This is a genomic window from Roseinatronobacter bogoriensis DSM 18756 (genome assembly GCF_004366635.1).
Classification (GTDB): Bacteria; Pseudomonadota; Alphaproteobacteria; order Rhodobacterales; family Rhodobacteraceae; genus Roseinatronobacter; species Roseinatronobacter bogoriensis.
In genome coordinates this window covers 444,653-463,077 of the sequence record NZ_SORN01000001.1, presented here as the reverse complement: position 1 = coordinate 463,077, position 18,425 = coordinate 444,653, and the positions used below count along the sequence as shown (strand labels likewise).

Sequence of the window (18,425 nt, the reverse complement as noted above, 5' to 3'; positions counted from 1 at the left end):
CTTATCTCTCTTTATTTCGTCTTTGTGCGGTGCTGTCGATACATCCGCAAGTGTTTCGCGTTTTGGACAAGGTAATTTGATTGCGCTTGATGAAAAGAAAACAGGCCGCCCGTTCTGCGGGCGGCCTGTAAAAAAGCGGTGCGTCGAAGCTCAGCTTTCGCTTTCGATATAGGCAATCAGGTTGGCGCGGTCCTGCGCGCTTGGCAGCCCACGATAGTTCATCGAGGTGCCAGGAGTGAGAGCGCTGGGGTTGAGCAGGAATTCGGCCAGAACCTCCGGGGTCCAGACCTCACCAGCCTGGGACAATGCACCCGAGTAATTGAAACCGTCGACAGATGCGATCTCGCGGTTCACAATGCCATGCAGATAGGGGCCCACGCCATTGCGCCCTTCCTCCAGAGCGTGACAGGCCCGACACTGCGACCACAGGCGCGACCCGGCAGCGGCATCGGCAACCTCGAATGCCTCCTCAAAGGTCAGCTCCGCCACAGGCTCTGCAGCGACATCATCCGCGCCTGTGTCGATTATGAACGCCTGTTGCTCACCGGCATTGCGCGGCACATACAAGCCTGATGCAGCCCAGTTGCCGAGCAGAAAGATCAACAGCGCGCCACAAAACGCAGCGACCGCCTTGGTGATTACCATCGTGTCAAACATATCGCATTCCCGTAAATCAGCGAATTTGGATGTATCTATCCGCTTCCCCTTGCAGGTTTCAAGCGGTAGTTTCCGCCACGAAATGCCCAAACCGGCGAAAACATGACTTTGTGAGCGAAAAAATGACAGGAAAGATTGCATTTCAGGGCGAACCGGGCGCGTATTCACATCAGGCCTGCCGCCTGAAGCACCCTGAAATGGAAGCGGTCCCCTGCCGCACATTCGAGGATGTCTTCGAACAGGTCCGTTCTGAACAGGCGGATCTTGCGATGCTGCCGATCGAGAATTCGACTTTCGGGCGGGTTGCAGATATTCACCATCTGCTTCCGGGCAGCGGACTGCATATTCTGGATGAAGCCTTTGTGCGGGTGCATATCAACCTGCTGGCCCTGCCGGGTGTCGAACTGGCCGATATCACCCACGCCATGAGCCACACCATGCTGCTGGGCCAGTGCAGGGCGTTTCTGAAGCAACATGGCATTCACCGCGTGACGGGGGCGGATACGGCAGGCTCTGCGCGCGAAGTGGCGCAACGCGGCGAGCCTTCGCTGGCGGCGCTGGCGTCTGAACTGGCGGGCGAAATTTACGGGCTGAATGTTCTGGCCCGCCACATCGAAGATGAAGGGACCAACACCACCCGGTTTCTTGTGATGGGACGCGAACCGGACAAATCGCGCCGCGGCGTGCATGGCATGATGACCAGCTTTCTGTTTCGGGTGCGCAACATACCGGCCGCACTGTACAAGGCAATGGGCGGATTTGCGACCAATGGCGTGAACATGGTCAAGCTGGAAAGCTATATGGTCGACGGTTCTTTCACCGCGACACAGTTCTTTGCCGAGATCGAGGGCCACCCCGAGGATGACAATGTCGCACGCGCCCTGGAAGAGTTGCGGTATTTCACCTCTTACCTGAATATTCTTGGCACATATCCCGCCGACCCTGCGCGCAGATAACTCGGTTGACCAGACTTGGAGGGCTGTCGCCCTCCAAACCTCCTACCTCAAGGGGGGCGCGCCCCCCTTGAGAAACCCCGCGAGTATTTGCAGCAAGAAAATGCCCAGCGCTAGCCCATCATCGCCAGCACCTTAGCCAGCGGCGCCCGCGCCGTCATACGGGTCAGGTAGTCGGACAGACGCGGCTCATGGATCGGGAATTTGGCCACCCGCGCCCAGATGCCGCAATGCGTCAGGATGATGTCGGGCACAGTCATATCTCGCCCCATCAGATAAGGCCCCTCCCCCATGCGATTCACCAAAGTCTTCTGACTGTTGGTAAATTCCCAGATCAAGGATTCCTTAATCGCGGATTGGCGCAGCTGCTCTGGCAACAAGAAGCTGTGACGCGCCGCCATCCACAAGGCTGCGTCGAATTCGTCCAGAAGGAATTGTGTCAGGCTGTCCTGGCGCGCGCGGTCCAGTGTTCCGGCGGGAAATGTCAGCGCGCCATGCTTGTCGGCCAGATACTGGATAATTGCGGTCGAATCTGTGATCGGTGTTCCGTCTTCGATCAGAACGGGAACCTTGCCGGCTGGGTTAAAACTGACCACACCTTCAGATTGCGGGGCCGCCGGAACATGTTCGTAATCCTGCGCCAGTTCCTCCAGCATCCAGAGTACCCGCGTTGCACGGGAATTCGCGCGACCGATTACGGTATACATGATCCCTCCGGTATTTTGCCTGTTCTAGCGCCGCACCAGCATGGCCAGCCGGATCAGCGCCCGTTCCATGACTGCCATGCTGGGGGCGTTTGAACTTGAGCGCAAGATCAGATCGGCCTCGATCAATTCACCGAGCGCCCGCTCCAAACGTGCCAGCCCCCATTTCTGCGCCTGCCCCAGCAGCCGGTCGCGGCGTGGCCCGAAAATAGGGGGCCGCATACGCTGGATACCGGCGGACGGCCCGCCGGGGTCGCAACTCATGGCGTGAAGGGCGCGGAAATGGCGCATCGACATGATCGCAAGCGTCACCGCCTGCACCCCCTGGGCCTGAAGGCGCACCAGCAATGGTCCTATCTGCGCCGATTGCCCTTCGGCCACTGCGTGCAACAGGTCGTCCACCACGGCCTCTGTACTGGAAGGTGCAACAGCGGCGATGTCTTGTGATTGGAGCGGGGTGTGATCACCATGTTTGTAAAGCGCGATCTTCTCCAGCGTCTGGCGGAAATCGCCCGGATCCAGCGCCCGCGACAACGCGACAAGGTCTTGCATCGCCGCAGAGTCGATTTGCTTCAACCCGGCCTTGTTCAGCGCCGCCTCTATTTCCTCACGCGTGGGTGGATCATCATAGAGCGCGACCGCAGCCGCATGTTTCGCGGCTTCAAACAGCTTGCGCAATTTCGAGCTTGCTTTCAGCGCACCCGCCGTCACGACAAGCTGCGCATCCCCCCCGCGCCAGTCTTGCAACGCCGCTACGAGCGCATCATGGCCCAGATCGGTCGCATCCTCGACCAGCACCACGCGCGGACCGGGAAAGAAGCCCTGCGCCTTGACCGTATCGCGCAACCCTGCGCCACCTTTGCGCAGTTCCGCCCCAGACATCCGCTCTAGCCGCATTTCGGCTTCACCTTGCGGGCCAACCATCGCCGCGACCAGTTCCTGCCGCTTCAGCGCAACGCGCATGGCGTCTTGTCCAAAGATCAGCACACCGGCAAGCTGGGGGTCGGGTTTGGAAATCAGCCGTGCCAGATCGCGCGCGTTCAGCTTCATTCAGACAGCGCCGCGATCAGTCGTGCGACCACCTGATCAGCCAGAATACGCATCAGACGCGCTTCGGCATCCTCTTTTGCCCGCAAGGTTGCAAGCTGGGTATCGGTGGTCGAATAATTTGTGAAGTTGCGCAGGCTGCCTTCGGTCACCACCCTGCCAGTTGTAGTTTCGGTCAACTCATAGGTCACTGTGCCAAGCAGGGTAATCCGGCTGTCGCCCAAGCCGGGAATGCGCGCAGCCCCGCGCTCGGACGTCGATAGGCTGTAGGTCAGGTCAAACCGCGGCGCGGCTGGCCGACCCAACCGGTCTTCCAATGCGACGACGAAATCGAAGTCCCGCGATTGGACAGGATCCGCGACACGCACCTGACCACGCAGCGCCTGCCCAGCGCCCCCCGGCGCATAGGCCGGGCTAAAGCCACAGGCCGCCGCCAATGGCAGGGCCGCGATGCTTAGCAGCAGGTTTCTGCGGTCAGACAACGACATTGACGATGCGCCCCGGCACGACGATCAGCTTCTTGGGCACGCCACCCGCCAAAGCCTTGATCACAGCATCATCTGCCAGCGCGCGTTTTTCAACCTCTTCCTTGGGCAGATCGGCCGGAACCTCGATTTCGCTGCGCCGTTTGCCATTGATCTGGATCGGCAGAATGATCGTGTCCTGCACCAGCATCGCGGGGTCAGCCTTGGGCCATGCAGCTTGCGCCACCAACCCTGCGCCGCCCTGATGCGCCCAGATATCCTCGGCCAGATGCGGGACCATGGGCGCCATAAGCTGCGCGAGCGTGCGCATGGCGGTTTTCTGCGCCGCACCACTGGCCTGCGCTTTCGACAGCGTGTTGGTGAATGCATAGAGTTCGGCAATTGCCTTGTTGAAGGCGAAATTCTCGATCGCCTTGGTGACATCGGCAATGGCGCGGTGCATGGCGCGAATCAAATCGGTGTCGGCCTCGGTCGGCGCGCCATCGGGTATCGCGGCGATTCGGTCGCACAGCATCCAGACACGGTTCAGGTGTTTATACGCGGCCTCGGCCCCTGCACTGGTCCATTCGACATCGCGTTCAGGCGGACTGTCGGACAGGACGAACCAGCGCGCTGTATCGGCCCCAAACGCCTGAATGATATTGACCGGATCGACCACATTCTTCTTGGACTTCGACATCTTGGCCGAGGGGATGATACGCACCTCTTCGCCCGTGGCCTTTAGCCTGCCATCCTCGACATCTTCCGGCAGGTGATAAACAGCACGCCCCTTGTCATCGCGTGTCTGGTAAATCTCGTGCGTGACCATCCCTTGCGTGAACAGCGCGTTGAACGGCTCTGACGCGGTTTCGGGCAGGTGCCCCGTCTTGACCATCGCGCGGGCGAAGAAACGCGAATAGAGCAGGTGCAAAATCGCGTGTTCGATCCCGCCGATATACTGGTCCACATTCATCCAATAGGCGGCATCTTCGGCATTGGTGGGTGTGTCAGCATGGGGCGAGGTGAAGCGCGCGTAATACCACGATGAGTCAACAAACGTGTCCATCGTGTCGGTCTCGCGCCGGGCGGCTGCGCCGCATTTGGGGCAGGCACAATCGCGCCAGCTTGGGTGGCGGTCCAGCGGGTTGCCGGGGACGCTGAAATCAATGGGCTTGCCATCTTCGTCATAGGGCAGCGCGACAGGCAGGTTTTCCTTGCGCTCGGGCACCACGCCACATGTGTCGCAATGCACAACCGGAATCGGGCAACCCCAGTAGCGCTGGCGCGACAATCCCCAGTCGCGCAGGCGGTAATTCGTCACCCCATGCCCCACACCGCGCGATTCGCAAAATGCGATTGCCGCCTCGACGGCCTCTGCGCCGGTCTGCACCTCTTCACCGGCAAAGCCGCGTATGTAGCGCACAGGCTCAGACTTCGGCGGGACAAAGGCCGTGTCGGTTACCGGGGTGTCATTGTCCAGCGCGAAAAACACATCCGGGTGCGCCAGGCCATATTTGCGCGCGAAATCAAGGTCGCGCTGGTCATGGGCGGGGCAGCCGAAAATCGCGCCGGTGCCGTAATCCATCAGGATGAAATTGGCGATATAGACCGGCAATTCCCAGTCATTATCAAACGGGTGGCGCACACGAATACCCGTGTCGAAGCCGCGCTTCTCGGCCTTTTCCAGCGCCTCTTCGGTGGTGCCGATCTTGCGGCACTCGGCCACAAATTCCGCGACAGCACCATCATGGCGTTCCAGATGCCGCGCCAGCGGATGGTCGGGCGAGATACCCACGAAACTGGCCCCAAGCAACGTGTCGGGGCGCGTGGTATAAACCTCGATCCGGTCAAACCCTTCGGGCGCATCGACGGTCGAGAACGCAAATTGCAGCCCGCGCGACTGGCCAATCCAGTTGCGCTGCATCAGGCGCACTTTCTCGGGCCAGTCCTTCAACCCGTCCAGCGCGGTCAGCAATTCCTCGGAATAGTCGGAAATCCGAAAGAACCATTGCGTCAACTCGCGCCGCTCGACCTCGGCGCCGGAGCGCCAGCCCTTGCCGTCGATCACCTGCTCATTGGCCAGCACGGTCATATCAACAGGGTCCCAGTTCACCACCGCATTCTTGCGGTAAACCAGCCCCGCTTCCAGCATGTCGATGAACATGGCCTGTTGCTGGCCGTAATATTCGGGGTCGCAGGTCGCAAATTCGCGCGACCAGTCAATCGACAGGCCAAGCGGCTTCATCTGCTCGCGCATCACGGCGATATTGCCATAGGTCCAGTCGCGCGGGTGGCCGCCCTGTTCCATCGCGGCATTCTCGGCGGGCATGCCGAACGCGTCCCAGCCCATCGGGTGCAGCACCGAAAACCCGACTGCGGATTTATAGCGCGCGACCACATCACCCATCGTGTAATTGCGCACATGCCCCATGTGAATCCGCCCCGAGGGGTAGGGAAACATTTCCAGCACATAATATTTCTCGCGCGCGGGGTCGCGCTGCGCCGCAAAGGCCTGCGCGTCATCCCACGCTTTTTGCCACTTTGTTTCTATCGCTTGCGGGCTGTAGCGCGCGTCATTCTGGCTGGACATCTTGTTTCCTGTGGCTGTGCAATGAAAAAGCCGGGCGCGACCGGCCCGGCATCTTTAGCGCTGTCCTGTTACAAGGTCCAGATCACAGACCGCGATCGCGCACCCGCAACTGACGGGCACGGGTCAGGATGGCATCCTCGACCGAACGAATCGTCTCGCGGCTGGCGGGGCCGCTGGCGGTCATCAGCGCCACATTCAACGACCGCGCATCCAGCGCCGGGTCATTGACCAGAATCGCCGCGCGATAGGCGCGCCCGCCGCCGGGCGGTGTGCCAAAGCCTGTAACAATCACACCAGAGAAGGGGTCAACCGACTGCACTGGCAAGAAATCCAGCACTTCCAGCGCGGCATTCCACAAATAGCGGTTCACCTCGACCGTCTGGCTGGGGGGCTGGTTGTTTGAAAACAGGTCCCAGACTGTAGACTGGCGCGCGGTGCTGTCGGCGATACGCTCCTGCGCGTGAATCTCGGCGGCAGCCGTGCGCGACCGCTCGCCGCCCTGAAAGAAATTTCCAAACCCGCCGCCGCACCCGCTCAGCACGAATGTCAGGCCCAGAACCGTGGTGACGCGCGCAGCACTTTTGTATGTCATTGCAACCATCCCTCATAGACGCGAGATTACGTCTAACTTGTTCACGCCTTTGGAACAAGAGTGTAGCATGACCTGCGCGCAACTGGCGGGCATGCGGGCCGGAATACCCCGCGCAAGGGGTCCGTCAGGGCGGTAGCGCGGGGGTTGCGTGACAAATCTGCACCACGTTTCGGCCCTTGCGAACAGGCCCATCCGCTTTGTCTTGAAAAAACCCTGCGAAAAGATGAAACAGGCTCAGACCTCGCCGCAACTGGTGAGGCGAGGAAATCCTTAAGATAACGAGGGAAAAAAGATGAAAAAGCTTCTTCTTGCTACCACAGCTCTGACACTGAGCGCAGGCGTAGCAGCAGCAGACGTGGCAGTATCGGGCGACGCTCGCATGGGTCTGGAATACAACGGTGACGACGTACAGCTGACAAGCCGCGCTCGCGTCATCTTCACCATGACCGGTGAAACAGACACAGGCCTGGCATTCGGCGCATCGTTCCGCGGCGACCAGATCGGTGGCGCAAACGGCAACACCAACATGAACGCTGGCACAGTGTTCATTTCGGGCGCTTTCGGCAAGCTGTCCTTCGGTGATGTTGGTTCGGCTGCACGTTCGGCTGTTGGCGACCTTCACGGCGTTGGCCTGACAGGTCTGGGCTTCGCAAACGAGTACCCTTTCTTGGATCGTCTGTACGAAACAGCTCAAGCAGCGGCAGCAGGCGTTGATATCTTTGATGAAGCTGCACTGGCTGCATTCGACGCTCCGTTCAGCTACAACACTGCAGCGATGTATGAATACAGCATCGACGCTCTGAGCGTTTACGCATCGGTTGGCCAGTTCAACGTAGCACGTGATTTTGCCATCGCAGGCGATAAGCTGACAGGTATGAACGCAGCTATCGGCGCTCGTTATGATTTCGGTGATTTCGGCGTATCCGCTGGCTACGAAGTGTCTCGCCTGAAGTATGATGATGGCGTTGACTCCGATTCCCTTAACGCAAATCACTTGGTCGTTGGTGTTGATGCAACATTCGAAGGCATCAACGTCAAGGCCATCTATGGCCGCGCCGGTGGCGATCTGGGCGATGCGTTGAAGGACAACTCCGACACGAGCCGTGACCAGTACGGCATCTCGATGAGCGCAAGCTTCGACGCAGTTGGTGTTTCGGCATTCGCTCACCGTGACTTCTTCCGCACCACAAACATCGGTGTTGGCGCAAGCTACGACCTGGGTGGCGGTGCACGCATCGTCGGTGGTGTTCGCAACGAGAACCCCAAAGGTTCCAGCTCGAACACAACTGCTGACTTCGGTGTAGCATTCAGCTTCTGATCTTGATCAGATACCTGATATTGAAAGAGCAGGCTTCGGCCTGCTCTTTTGTTTAAGTAAAAGCAAAAAAAGACGAGCAGCAGGATGATAGCAAAAACAACATGGATGACAGCGGCGCTTTTTGCGTTCGCGTTGGCAGGTTGCGGCACGGCATCGGGGCTGGCAGAGGGCACAGGCCGGGTGTTTGAAGGTGTCGGCGAAGATTTCCGCAGCCTTGGCGGTGCGATCCGGCGCTAAGCGCGGGCCACGCGCCCAACCCTCGCAGGCCAGATGGCGCACAAGCGGGCCTTTGCCCGCTCATTGTCATGTGACGCACTCGGGGCTTCACAGACCCCATGAAATGCGGGTAGATTTGGGAATATCCCAAATATAACAGGCAGGCAGATGAAACCCTTGAAAACCCCATTGCTTGGCATGATCCTTGGCGTCTTTCTGATCGCCGGCTGTGAAACCACCTCGGCGGCGCTGGATGGTGTTGGCGGTGTCTTTGTCGGGGCCGGTCAGGATGTGCGCAGCCTGAGCAGATAGGCAAGGCTTGCACTCTTGCAGCTTGCCCGTCACGCTGGAACGGCCACACGAATCGGAACAGAGGTCTTGATGCGCTGCGCCATATTCGCCCTTATGCTGCTTGCCCTGCCCGCCCATGCCGAAGGGCTTGGACCAAAACTCTCTGGCGATGCGCGCATGGGCTTTGTCTATGACCGTGGCCCCGACTGGGCACAGCAACGCGAAAACGGGCTGCGCATGACCGCCCGCGCCCGCCTGCAATTCGAATTTACCGGCAAAACCGATGGCGGGTTGCGGTATGGCGCCACCTTCCGGCTTGACCCTGACAGGCAGCGCCCCAGATCGCCCACTGTCTTTATCGGAGAATAGGCCCCCATGTCCCTGTCTGATATTCGCGCCCGCATCGCGGCGGCTGAAGCTGCGGCACAGCGCCCCGCAGGCAGTGTGCAACTGATCGCCGTGTCCAAGGAACAGCCCGAGGACCGCGTCTTGCCAGTGCTGGAGGCAGGCCACCGTCTGTTCGGGGAAAACCGGGTGCAGGAAGCCGCCGGAAAATGGCCCGCATGGCGCGAGAGGTTTGGCGCGGTTGATCTGCATCTGCTTGGCCCGTTGCAAAGCAACAAGGCCCGTCAGGCGATGGAGTTGTTTCAGACCATCCATTCCCTCGACCGGCCCAAATTGGCCCAGACCTTCGCGCGGCTGGCGCAGGAACTGGGGCAATGCCCGCAGCTATTTGTGCAGGTCAATACCGGGGCAGAACCGCAAAAGGCCGGTATATTGCCCGAAGATGCCGACCGTTTTATCACAGTTGCCCGCGCGCTGGACCTGCCCGTAATCGGGGTGATGTGCATCCCCCCGGTTGACGAAGACCCTGCCACGCATTTCGCCCAACTGGCCGAGATTGGCGCGCGCAACGGACTGGACGCCCTGTCGATGGGCATGAGCGATGATTTCGAAGTGGCGATTGCGCATGGTGCCACCCATGTCCGCGTCGGCTCTGCCATATTCGGGGCGCGGCGCTGACACGCTGTCTTGCATTGGCGGGCGGAGGAGTGTGTGCGACAAGCGCGGAGTCAAGGGCGACAGCCCGCCGCGCATCGGCATAATCAGGCCAAAGGCAAAGCTACCGCGCAAGCCCCTCTGGCACGATCAACCGCGTGCTGTAGCGGATCAGCGGGGCGATGGCGCGCAAATCCTGCCGCGACAGCGCGATACAGCCCGCAGTCGGCGCGCCCGGCCTGCGCCATTGGTGGATGAAGATCGCAGACCCCCGCCCGCGTTCGGCGCGCGGCCAGTTCCAGCCAGTCAGAATGATCAGATCATAGATCGGGTCCGCCCGGCACAGCCGCTCGTGGCTATGGGGGTATGGGGCGCGGACCATCAGGTTGTAATCCTCATGGCGCGGATCATCCGACCACAAATCGCGCGGACCAATGGGCAGCGCCCAATCGGCAGGCCGCGCGATGCGGTCAGGGCGGTACAGCATCCCAACCAGCCGGTGCACGCCCACAGGCGTTGCCCCGTCCCCTTCGCGCTTGTCGCGCGTCACGCCGCCGCGCCCGATGGTGCAAGGGTAAAGCCGCCCCTGAAACCGCAGCCCTTGCCGCGTCAGAACCATATCTGAGGGTGTCACAGCAAATGCCCCGATTTCGCGGCCTTGGTCGCCAGATAGGCGCGGTTCTCATCCGTCTCGCCCACGCGCAGGGCCACACGTTCCACCACGTTCAGGCCATGCGCGTCCAGCATTTCAACCTTGCGGGGGTTGTTTGTCAGCAGCCGCACCTGCCTGAACCCCATTGTCCGCAACAGGCCTGCACCGATGCGGAAATCGCGCTCATCATCCTCAAATCCAAGTCGGTGATTGGCCTCGACCGTGTCAAAGCCCTGATCCTGCAAGGAATAGGCGCGCATCTTGTTGGCAAGGCCTATGCCGCGCCCTTCCTGATTCAGATACAGCAGCACCCCTGCCCCTTCGCGCCCCATCTGGGCAAGCGCAGCCTGTAATTGCGGCCCGCAATCGCATTTCAGCGACCCCAGAACATCGCCTGTGAAACAGGCCGAATGCAGCCGCGCCAAAACGGGCTTTGTGCGGTCTGGCTGGCCAATCTCGATGGCGTAATGTTCAACCCCGCCATCGCGCGGGCGAAAGATATGTACGCGCCCGGCCTGTGCCGCCACCATCGGCAACCGCGCAGAGATAACCGGCGCAAGCACGGTTTCGCGCTGCAATTCCGCGCGCAACAGTTCAGCGTCCAACATGGTCAGGCCCAGATCCTGCACGGCCTGCATGTCGGGCAGAGGCAAGACCAGCACAGCCGGCAAAAGCTGCGCTGATTTCACCAGCGCCAGCGCCGCACGGTGCAGATCGGCCTGCCCATCGCGCTTGGTCATCAGCGGCCCCTTCATCGGGTGGCGCAAATCATCGGCCGGGTCAGCCAGCGCACGCAGCCATGCGCAATCCATTTCCTGCGGGACAATGACCCGCGCAAGGTCGCCATCATAGGCGCGGGCCTTCAGCGTCTCAGCGCGATGGCGGGTCAGGGCCAGCACAAGTTCCCCGCCCAAGCCACGCAGATCCGCCAGTCGCTGCGGTGTTGCAACCTCTGCGGCGAGTACCAGCGCCGCACCGTCGGGGCCAGACAGCAAGACCGGCACGCCCAGCCGCATATCAGCGCGCGCGCGATTGATCTTTTCAACAAGGGTCAGGGCAAATGCCATATTCAGCACCGTTTCGGAAACAAGGTTGAATGCAGATGTAGCCCGAGTTTGAAAGAAATGAAACAATCAGCCGCATTCTGACACGAGCGCGTGAGAGTTCTGTAGCAAATCTTGTTTCCTGCTGCGCGGCTCCGCATCTGTTCACAATACTACAAACGAAGGTGACACAATGGCAAAGCTGAATAAAATCCTGCTGGTAGATGATGATGATGATCTGCGCGAAGCATTGTCAGAACAGTTGGTTATGACCGATGAATTTGATGTGTTCGAGGCCGCAAATGGTGCAGAGGCCATGGATCAGGTGCGCGCAGGGCAATTTGACATGGCTATTCTGGACGTGGGCTTGCCAGATACTGACGGGCGCGAATTGTGCAAGCGGATGCGCAAGGCGGGCTTCAAATCGCCCGTGATCATGCTGACAGGTCACGACTCCGACGCGGACACGATCCTTGGGCTGGATTCAGGCGCGAATGACTATATTACCAAACCCTTCAAACTGCCGGTGCTGCTGGCACGGCTGCGCGCCCAGCTTCGCCAGCATGAACAATCGGAAAACGCTGTTTTCCAGCTTGGCCCCTATCTGTTCAAACCCGCTCAGAAAATGTTGATTGACGAGAATGAGCGCAAGATCCGTTTGACAGAGAAAGAAACCAATATCCTGAAATTCCTGTATCGCGCGCCCGATGGTGTCGTGCCCCGCGATGTGCTGTTGCACGAGGTCTGGGGATATAATGCAGGCGTGACCACCCACACACTGGAAACACATATCTACCGTCTGCGTCAAAAGATTGAGCCTGACCCCTCCAATGTAAGTTTGCTGGTCACGGAATCAGGTGGCTATCGGCTTGCCTCTTAATTGCCCGGAATCTGCCTTTTCCCGGCCAGACTGAAAGGGGATGTTAAGGTATCAAGGTTAACTCTCTTCTAGACTTCCCTCCTCCCCATTGTGCCGGGGTTAGGCACAAACTCCTCCCTGTTGGACTGCACCGGGCCTTTGGCCCGGTTTTTTTTCTGTCGGCTTTCGGGTTGTCGCGCGGGCGATGTCCGTGCATCTAGAGAGGCGGATCAAACGGAGCTTCTCAATGCGGTTTACTCTTGCGACATGGAATATCAACTCGGTGCGCTTGCGGGCGGAACTTGTGCTGAAACTCTTGCGCGAGGAAGCACCGGATATCCTGTGCTTGCAGGAATGCAAAAGCCCGGTCGAGAAAATGCCTTTCGACCTGTTTGCGCAGGCAGGCTATGGGCATTGGGTGGCACGCGGGCAAAAAGGGTATAACGGCGTGGCGATCCTGTCGCGCCTGCCGCTGGAAGATGCCGGGCATATCGACTGGTGCGGGCGTGGCGATGCCCGCCATGTCGCAGGCAGGCTGGAAAACGGCGTCACCATCCATAACTGCTACATCCCTGCTGGCGGCGATGTGCCCGACCGCAACGTGAACGAGAAATTCGGCCATAAACTGGATACGCTGACAGAAATGCGCGATCATTTTCGTGACAGCCGTCCAGCAAAGTCAATTCTTGTGGGTGACCTGAATATCGCGCCGCGTGAAGATGATGTCTGGTCGCATAAGCAACTGTTGAAAATCGTCTCGCACACCCCGATCGAAGTTGCGCATCTGGGCGATATGCAGGAGGCGGGAAACTGGGTGGATATCACACGCCAGGACATTCCCGAAGGGCAATTGTATTCGTGGTGGTCCTACCGGGCACGCGACTGGGACGCGGCAGACAAGGGCCGCAGGCTTGACCATATCTGGGCCAGCAGCGACATTTCGGCTGCCGGACACGGCTCTCGCATTATGCGACAGGCGCGCGGATGGCCACAACCTTCAGATCACGCACCCGTCTTTGCCAGCTTTGAGGTCTGACCCCTTTCCCTTTGGGCGTTCACAGCCCATATAGGCTGCAAATGAACAACCGATGAGGGTAGACATGCTGGAATTTGGGACGGGCCCTGCAAGCGAAGATGAAAATCTGATATCCGACATCTCTGAGCGCGACTTCATGGCGAAAGTCATCGAGGCCAGTCAGACCGTGCCGGTGATTGTCGATTTCTGGGCGCCGTGGTGCGGCCCTTGCAAAACGCTTGGCCCCGCGCTTGAGGCAGAAGTGCGCGCCGCCAAGGGCAAGGTGCGCATGGTCAAGATCAATGTGGATGAAAACCAGAGTATCGCAGCGCAACTGCGTGTTCAGTCAATCCCGACGGTCTATGCGTTCTTTCAGGGCCAGCCGGTCGATGCATTCCAGGGCGCGCAGCCGCCATCCGCATTGAAGGAATTTGTCAGCAAGCTAGCTGCGATGTCAGGCGACGATGGCGGTTTGGGCGCGGCACTTGATGAAGCGGACGAGATGCTGGAGCAAGGCGCCGTCACCGATGCCGCGCAGGTCTTTGCTGCCGTTCTGGCGCAAGAGGAAACCAATGCGCGCGCCTTTGGCGGGCTTGTGCGTGCACAGATCGCGGCAGGCAGTCTGGATCAGGCCGAAGCACTTTTGGCGAATGGCCACCCGGAACTTGCCAATAGCCCCGAAGTCGATGCAGCGCGTGCAAAACTGGCGCTGGCGCGGCAGGCCGAACAAGCTGGACCGGTGGAAGAGTTGCGCGCCACAGTCGAGGCAGAGCCGGATAACCATCAGGCCCGTTTCGAACTGGCGCAGGCTCTTTATGCCACTGGTCAGGTTGAAGATGCGATCGAGCATTTGCTGGAATTATTCCGCCGCGACAGAGAGTGGAATGATGCAGCCGCCAAGACGCAGCTTTTCACCATATTCGAGGCATTGAAGCCCACCGATCCGTTGGTTGCAAAAAGTCGTCGCCGTTTAAGCTCGATGATATTTGCCTGATCACCACAACGGATTAGGTTGCATGTTATGTCGCGCATAAAAGATCTGCCAGAAATAATCCCGATCTTCCCGCTTCCGGGCGCGTTGCTTCTGCCACGTGCCCGCTTGCCGTTGCATATTTTCGAGCCCCGCTATCTGGCGATGATCGAAGATTGCATGAAGACGCCACACCGATTGATAGGCATGATTCAATCGCGCGATGTGCCCGGAAAGGATGAGAAAACCTTGCACAGTATCGGCTGTGCAGGGCGTTTGACCGCGTTTTCCGAAACCGAAGATGGGCGCTATCTGATCACTCTGACAGGCATTTCCCGCTTCAGGGTCCGCGACGAGGTGTCTGGCTTCACCCCATACCGCAGGACAGAGGTGGACTGGGCAGATTTCAGCCGCGATCAGGGGCAAGAGGAAACTGACCCCGGCCTTGACCGGGACCGTTTCTTTGATCTGCTGAAACGTTTTTTCTCGATGCATCAGCTCTCGACCGACTGGGGCAGCCTCACCGATGCGGAGGATGAGTTGCTGATCAACTCGCTCTCAATGCTCTGCCCGTTCGAGCCGGATGACAAACAGGCCCTTCTCGAAGCGCCTTCGCTGGAAACGCGGCGGGAAACATTGGTGATGCTGATGGAATTTGGCCTTCATGGCGGTGACGACGAGACGGTACAATGACTGACACGCCCCCAGACACGCGGTTGGTGAACCGTATGATGCTTGAAGCGCTGGTCTGTCCGGTCACCAATGGTCGGTTAAACTACGACTCTCAACGCCAGGAATTGATCTCGAAGGCGGCACATCTGGCATTCCCTATCAGAAATGGCATTCCGATCATGCTGATAGACGAAGCGCGCGACATAGACTGACGCGCGGCCAGCTTTCTGCAAGAAGTTCAGCCGCCAGAATAGGAAACGCCCTGATCTTGCGATCAGGGCGATCCGAGTAGAAACCCACGTGCCGGTGTTCAGGCGGCACGTTTGGAGATCGGGCGTCCCGTCAGCAAATTCTGACCTGCCCGAATGACGACAAGGCCGTTTGCAAGTTTGCTTACAAACTCCCCCTGAGCGGTAATGTACTTTCCAATATAAATTGTGCAGATCATTTTCGCGCCCTGTTCTTTATGATCTCAATATGGCTTGAAATCGGCCGAGCGCCAAGGTTCTCGACATTTTTTCACTCAATTTAACCACGATCACAGCACTATTCGCATTTCATCATCGTTTTTTTCGCACAATCTGCAGTTGCCTGCGTCATTGTTTCCATAACCCGAATGCCCGCCAGCTTTTTTGTCAAAGCCAGTCGCGCAATATGGGAATCAGTGGAACATCTGCTGCGGGCATTGGATAGTTGCGCAGATCGACAGGGCGCACCCATTTCAGGGCCTGCCCTTCTCGGCTGGTCACCTGACCTTCCCATTTACGACAGATGAATAGCGGCATCAGCAGGTGGAAATCATCATAGGCATGGCTTGCAAAACTCAGCGGGGCCAGACAACTGGCCCATGTGTCGATGCCAAGTTCTTCGTGCAACTCGCGGATCAGGGCCGCTTCAGGGGTTTCGCCGGGTTCGATCTTTCCACCGGGAAATTCCCACAACCCGGCCATGGATTTTCCTTCGGGGCGTTGCGCCAGCAGGATACGCCCATCGGCATCCACCAATGCCACGGCGGCGACAAGAACCATTTTCACGACCGGTAATCCGCGTTGATTTCGATATATCGGTTCGTCAGATCGCAGGTCCAGACCGTGGCCGCCCCTGTTCCCAAACGCAGATCAACCCCGATCACCAGGTCCTGACCCTTCATATAGCTTGCGCCAAGGTCTTCTTCGTAGCTTGGGGCAACCTGGCCATTCACGGCCACCAGATGCGGGCCGAAACGGATTGACAGGCGGTCGCGGTCAGCCTCTGCACCGGATTTTCCGACGGCCATCACGATACGCCCCCAATTCGGGTCTTCACCGGCCACGGCGGTTTTGACGAGTGGCGAATTGGCAATCGAGAAGGCGACCTTGCGGGCATCCGCGTCGGACCGCGCACCGGACACTGCCACCTCGACAAATTTGGTCGCCCCTTCACCATCGCGCACAACCTGATGCGCCAGATCAAGCATGACAGCACCAAGCGCGGCATCGAAGGCCTTGGCCGCTTCACTATTTGCGACGATTTCCGGCGCATCTGCCTGTCCGGTCGCCGCCACCAGAAGCATGTCCGAGGTAGAGGTGTCACTATCCACGGTAATGCAGTTAAAGCTGCTGCCAGTTTGGCGCGACACAAGCGCTTGCAGGACGGGGCGAGAGATTTTGGCATCGGTGAAAATATAGACCAGCATCGTCGCCATATCCGGCGCGATCATGCCAGAGCCTTTTGCAATTCCCGCAATCCTGACGGGCATCCCTTCAATCTCCAGCGTGGCCGCAGCGCCTTTGGGGAATGTGTCTGTCGTCATGATGGCGCGGGCGGCAGCGGGCAAGCCGCTTTCATCCAGACCCTTCACCAGATCATCCAGCACTGTGATAATCCTTTCATGTGGCAAGGCTTCGCCAATCACACCCGTGGACGAGGTGAAAACGCGGGTTTCGGGCACGCCCAGTTTTTGCGCAACGGCAGCGCATATTTCCTTGACCGACTCTTGCCCCCGCGCCCCGGTAAAGGCGTTGGCATTGCCCGAATTGACAAGAATGCAAGCACCATCGGGACTGTCGCCCGCAATCTTGGCCTGTGCATCCTGCACAGAGGCTGCGGATGTCGCAGAGCGGGTGAACGTCCCGACCATGACGGTGCCCGGGTCTAGCTGCACCAACATGACATCCGTGCGCCCGGTGTAGCGCACACCGGCGGCCGCCGTTGCAAAGCGTGCACCCTTTACCTGAGGTAGATCGGGGAAAGCCGCGGGGGCCAAAGGCGACACAGTCACTTTCTTTACCTCAGGGGTCATCTGCGCTTTCAATGCTGCCTTCAGCGATTTTACTTTGCGTTTGAGCTTCTTCTTCGCGCCCATCTTGGTGCTCCATGACAGAACCGGCCCATGACTCAGGCCGCGATCTGCCATGTCCTACACCGCGCTGGATCAGTCGTCCAGAAGATCGCTGCGCGACAGGACGGATGTATCAACGTCTTCATAATTGCGCTCGATCGTCGCAGCATCGGTTGCGCGCGTCAGGGCCGCTTGCGCTGCCTCACGCTGAAGGTTTTCCTCCAGCGCCTCGCGCACGTCTTCCAGTTCTGGGGCAGAAGACATGCGCGTATCGTTCAACAACACAAGGTGCCAGCCGAACTGGGTTTCCAACGGGCCAAGATACTCGCCCACTTCAAGTGTCTGTACCGCTTGCTCGAATTCAGGGATCATGGCCCCCAGCCCAAACCAGCCCAGCGACCCGCCACCTGCGGCAGCACCATCGATCGAATGTTCGCGTGCAAGTTCTGCGAAATCGGCACCGTCATCCAGCTCTGCGCGCAGTGCGGCAGCTTCTTCTTCCGTCTCGACGATAATATGTGAAGCATTGAATTCAGGTGTCGGCTCGCGCCCATCGAACTCTGTCACGAAGGCAGCATAGGCTTCTTCCACATTCTCTTCGCTGATGGCAGCCATCGCCGCGCGTGTCAGCGCCGCATTGGCGATGAATGCACGCTGTTCGTTCTCGAAGGCGATTTGTTCGCGCGTGCTCAATGTGCCTTCGGCTTCCTGCATGAGGGCGGTCTGCTCGATCAACTGCTCGACCAGCGGCTGGAACAGCGCATCGCCGGGCATGTCGCGGAACTGCTCTGGCAAGCTGTCGCGCGCAGCCAGCAAGTGCCCCACGGTGATTTCAGTGCCGTTCACAGTTGCCAGCACAGTGTCCCGTGTCGGTTCTGTCTGGGCCAGCGCCGGGGTGCTCAGGGCCATCATTGCGGCCACGGCCACGCTGAATCGCGAAAATCCGACCATATTTACATCTCCTTGCAGGGCGCGGTGGGCGCGCATCGTTGACACTTTTGGGGCCGCCCATTACATCGCAGGAAGGTCTGCCTGCTTGGGGGCCGTGCGGTTCACCTGCCCT

22 protein-coding genes are annotated in these 18,425 nt (G+C 59.2%); 11 read left to right on the top strand and 11 right to left on the bottom strand.

Features of this window, described 5'->3' with window-relative positions; all coding sequences use genetic code 11:
• Positions 1 to 150 precede the first annotated feature (150 nt).
• On the bottom strand, positions 151 to 657 hold the full coding sequence (locus tag EV660_RS02080) for a c-type cytochrome (RefSeq protein ID WP_071481603.1): 507 nt from the start codon (positions 655 to 657) through the stop codon (positions 151 to 153).
• A 122-nt stretch (positions 658 to 779) separates the two neighbouring features.
• Between EV660_RS02080 and EV660_RS02075 the strand changes: the two genes are divergently transcribed.
• Complete coding sequence (locus EV660_RS02075) at positions 780 to 1,613, top strand: prephenate dehydratase (RefSeq protein ID WP_071482304.1); 834 nt, start codon at positions 780 to 782, stop codon at positions 1,611 to 1,613.
• Between the two features lie 110 nt (positions 1,614 to 1,723).
• Here the strand turns inward: EV660_RS02075 and EV660_RS02070 are convergent, their stop codons facing one another.
• The 5 genes from EV660_RS02070 to EV660_RS02050 form a co-directional block, all read right to left on the bottom strand.
• Entirely contained in the window at positions 1,724 to 2,317 is a 594-nt protein-coding gene (locus EV660_RS02070) for a glutathione S-transferase family protein (RefSeq protein WP_071481604.1), read from the bottom strand.
• A gap of 24 nt (positions 2,318 to 2,341) precedes the next feature.
• Positions 2,342 to 3,364, bottom strand: a complete 1,023-nt coding sequence (holA, locus tag EV660_RS02065; RefSeq protein ID WP_071481605.1) for a DNA polymerase III subunit delta — start codon at positions 3,362 to 3,364, stop codon at positions 2,342 to 2,344.
• Positions 3,361 to 3,849 (bottom strand): LPS assembly lipoprotein LptE, encoded by a 489-nt coding sequence (lptE, locus tag EV660_RS02060; protein ID WP_071481606.1) that lies wholly within the window; start codon positions 3,847 to 3,849, stop codon positions 3,361 to 3,363. Before lptE ends, holA begins: the two co-directional genes overlap by 4 nt.
• Positions 3,836 to 6,415 (bottom strand): leucine--tRNA ligase, encoded by a 2,580-nt coding sequence (leuS, locus tag EV660_RS02055; protein ID WP_071481607.1) that lies wholly within the window; start codon positions 6,413 to 6,415, stop codon positions 3,836 to 3,838. Before leuS ends, lptE begins: the two co-directional genes overlap by 14 nt.
• Before the next feature lie 82 nt (positions 6,416 to 6,497).
• Positions 6,498 to 7,007: a DUF3576 domain-containing protein gene (locus tag EV660_RS02050; protein WP_071481608.1), complete on the bottom strand. Its 510-nt coding sequence runs from the start codon at positions 7,005 to 7,007 to the stop codon at positions 6,498 to 6,500.
• A 292-nt stretch (positions 7,008 to 7,299) separates the two neighbouring features.
• On the opposite strand from EV660_RS02050, the gene EV660_RS02045 reads away from it, so the two are divergent.
• The 5 genes from EV660_RS02045 to EV660_RS02035 all read left to right on the top strand — a co-directional run bounded on the left by EV660_RS02045 (position 7,300) and on the right by EV660_RS02035 (position 9,855).
• Positions 7,300 to 8,325: a porin gene (locus EV660_RS02045; protein WP_071481609.1), complete on the top strand. Its 1,026-nt coding sequence runs from the start codon at positions 7,300 to 7,302 to the stop codon at positions 8,323 to 8,325.
• An 84-nt stretch (positions 8,326 to 8,409) separates the two neighbouring features.
• Positions 8,410 to 8,562 (top strand): hypothetical protein, encoded by a 153-nt coding sequence (locus EV660_RS18540; protein WP_157798953.1) that lies wholly within the window; start codon positions 8,410 to 8,412, stop codon positions 8,560 to 8,562.
• A 147-nt stretch (positions 8,563 to 8,709) separates the two neighbouring features.
• Positions 8,710 to 8,853, top strand: coding sequence for a hypothetical protein (locus EV660_RS18535; RefSeq protein WP_157798954.1), 144 nt, complete (start codon positions 8,710 to 8,712; stop codon positions 8,851 to 8,853).
• Between the two features lie 69 nt (positions 8,854 to 8,922).
• A complete protein-coding gene (locus EV660_RS02040; RefSeq protein WP_100319198.1) occupies positions 8,923 to 9,201 on the top strand; it encodes a porin in 279 nt (92 codons plus the stop codon).
• 6 nt (positions 9,202 to 9,207) lie between these two features.
• Positions 9,208 to 9,855, top strand: coding sequence for a YggS family pyridoxal phosphate-dependent enzyme (locus EV660_RS02035; protein WP_071481611.1), 648 nt, complete (start codon positions 9,208 to 9,210; stop codon positions 9,853 to 9,855).
• A 100-nt stretch (positions 9,856 to 9,955) separates the two neighbouring features.
• On the opposite strand, the gene EV660_RS02030 is transcribed toward EV660_RS02035, so the two are convergent.
• Both EV660_RS02030 and ribA read right to left on the bottom strand, forming a co-directional pair.
• Positions 9,956 to 10,465 (bottom strand): L,D-transpeptidase family protein, encoded by a 510-nt coding sequence (locus tag EV660_RS02030; protein WP_071481612.1) that lies wholly within the window; start codon positions 10,463 to 10,465, stop codon positions 9,956 to 9,958.
• Positions 10,462 to 11,550, bottom strand: a complete 1,089-nt coding sequence (gene ribA, locus EV660_RS02025) for a GTP cyclohydrolase II (RefSeq protein WP_071481613.1) — start codon at positions 11,548 to 11,550, stop codon at positions 10,462 to 10,464. Before ribA ends, EV660_RS02030 begins: the two co-directional genes overlap by 4 nt.
• 169 nt (positions 11,551 to 11,719) lie before the next feature.
• Between ribA and EV660_RS02020 the strand changes: the two genes are divergently transcribed.
• The 5 genes from EV660_RS02020 to EV660_RS02000 all read left to right on the top strand — a co-directional run bounded on the left by EV660_RS02020 (position 11,720) and on the right by EV660_RS02000 (position 15,254).
• Complete coding sequence (locus EV660_RS02020; RefSeq protein WP_071481614.1) at positions 11,720 to 12,406, top strand: response regulator transcription factor; 687 nt, start codon at positions 11,720 to 11,722, stop codon at positions 12,404 to 12,406.
• Between the two features lie 226 nt (positions 12,407 to 12,632).
• Positions 12,633 to 13,421 carry an exodeoxyribonuclease III gene (locus EV660_RS02015; protein WP_071481615.1) on the top strand — a complete coding sequence of 263 codons (789 nt, stop codon included), beginning with the start codon at positions 12,633 to 12,635 and terminating at the stop codon, positions 13,419 to 13,421.
• A 64-nt stretch (positions 13,422 to 13,485) separates the two neighbouring features.
• Positions 13,486 to 14,394 (top strand): thioredoxin, encoded by a 909-nt coding sequence (trxA, locus tag EV660_RS02010; RefSeq protein WP_071481616.1) that lies wholly within the window; start codon positions 13,486 to 13,488, stop codon positions 14,392 to 14,394.
• A 27-nt stretch (positions 14,395 to 14,421) separates the two neighbouring features.
• On the top strand, positions 14,422 to 15,063 hold the full coding sequence (locus tag EV660_RS02005; protein WP_071481617.1) for an LON peptidase substrate-binding domain-containing protein: 642 nt from the start codon (positions 14,422 to 14,424) through the stop codon (positions 15,061 to 15,063).
• The gene (locus EV660_RS02000; protein WP_071481618.1) at positions 15,060 to 15,254 is read left to right on the top strand and encodes a Trm112 family protein; all 195 of its coding nucleotides are present in this window, start codon (positions 15,060 to 15,062) and stop codon (positions 15,252 to 15,254) included. Before EV660_RS02005 ends, EV660_RS02000 begins: the two co-directional genes overlap by 4 nt.
• Before the next feature lie 423 nt (positions 15,255 to 15,677).
• On the opposite strand, the gene mutT is transcribed toward EV660_RS02000, so the two are convergent.
• From mutT to EV660_RS01985, 3 genes are all read right to left on the bottom strand, one after another.
• Positions 15,678 to 16,076, bottom strand: a complete 399-nt coding sequence (mutT, locus tag EV660_RS01995) for an 8-oxo-dGTP diphosphatase MutT (RefSeq protein WP_071481619.1) — start codon at positions 16,074 to 16,076, stop codon at positions 15,678 to 15,680.
• Positions 16,073 to 17,323 carry a bifunctional glutamate N-acetyltransferase/amino-acid acetyltransferase ArgJ gene (gene argJ, locus EV660_RS01990; protein ID WP_071482305.1) on the bottom strand — a complete coding sequence of 417 codons (1,251 nt, stop codon included), beginning with the start codon at positions 17,321 to 17,323 and terminating at the stop codon, positions 16,073 to 16,075. The genes mutT and argJ overlap by 4 nt, the downstream gene beginning before the upstream one ends.
• 132 nt (positions 17,324 to 17,455) lie before the next feature.
• Positions 17,456 to 18,313 (bottom strand): peptidylprolyl isomerase, encoded by an 858-nt coding sequence (locus EV660_RS01985; RefSeq protein WP_071482306.1) that lies wholly within the window; start codon positions 18,311 to 18,313, stop codon positions 17,456 to 17,458.
• Positions 18,314 to 18,425 lie beyond the last annotated feature (112 nt).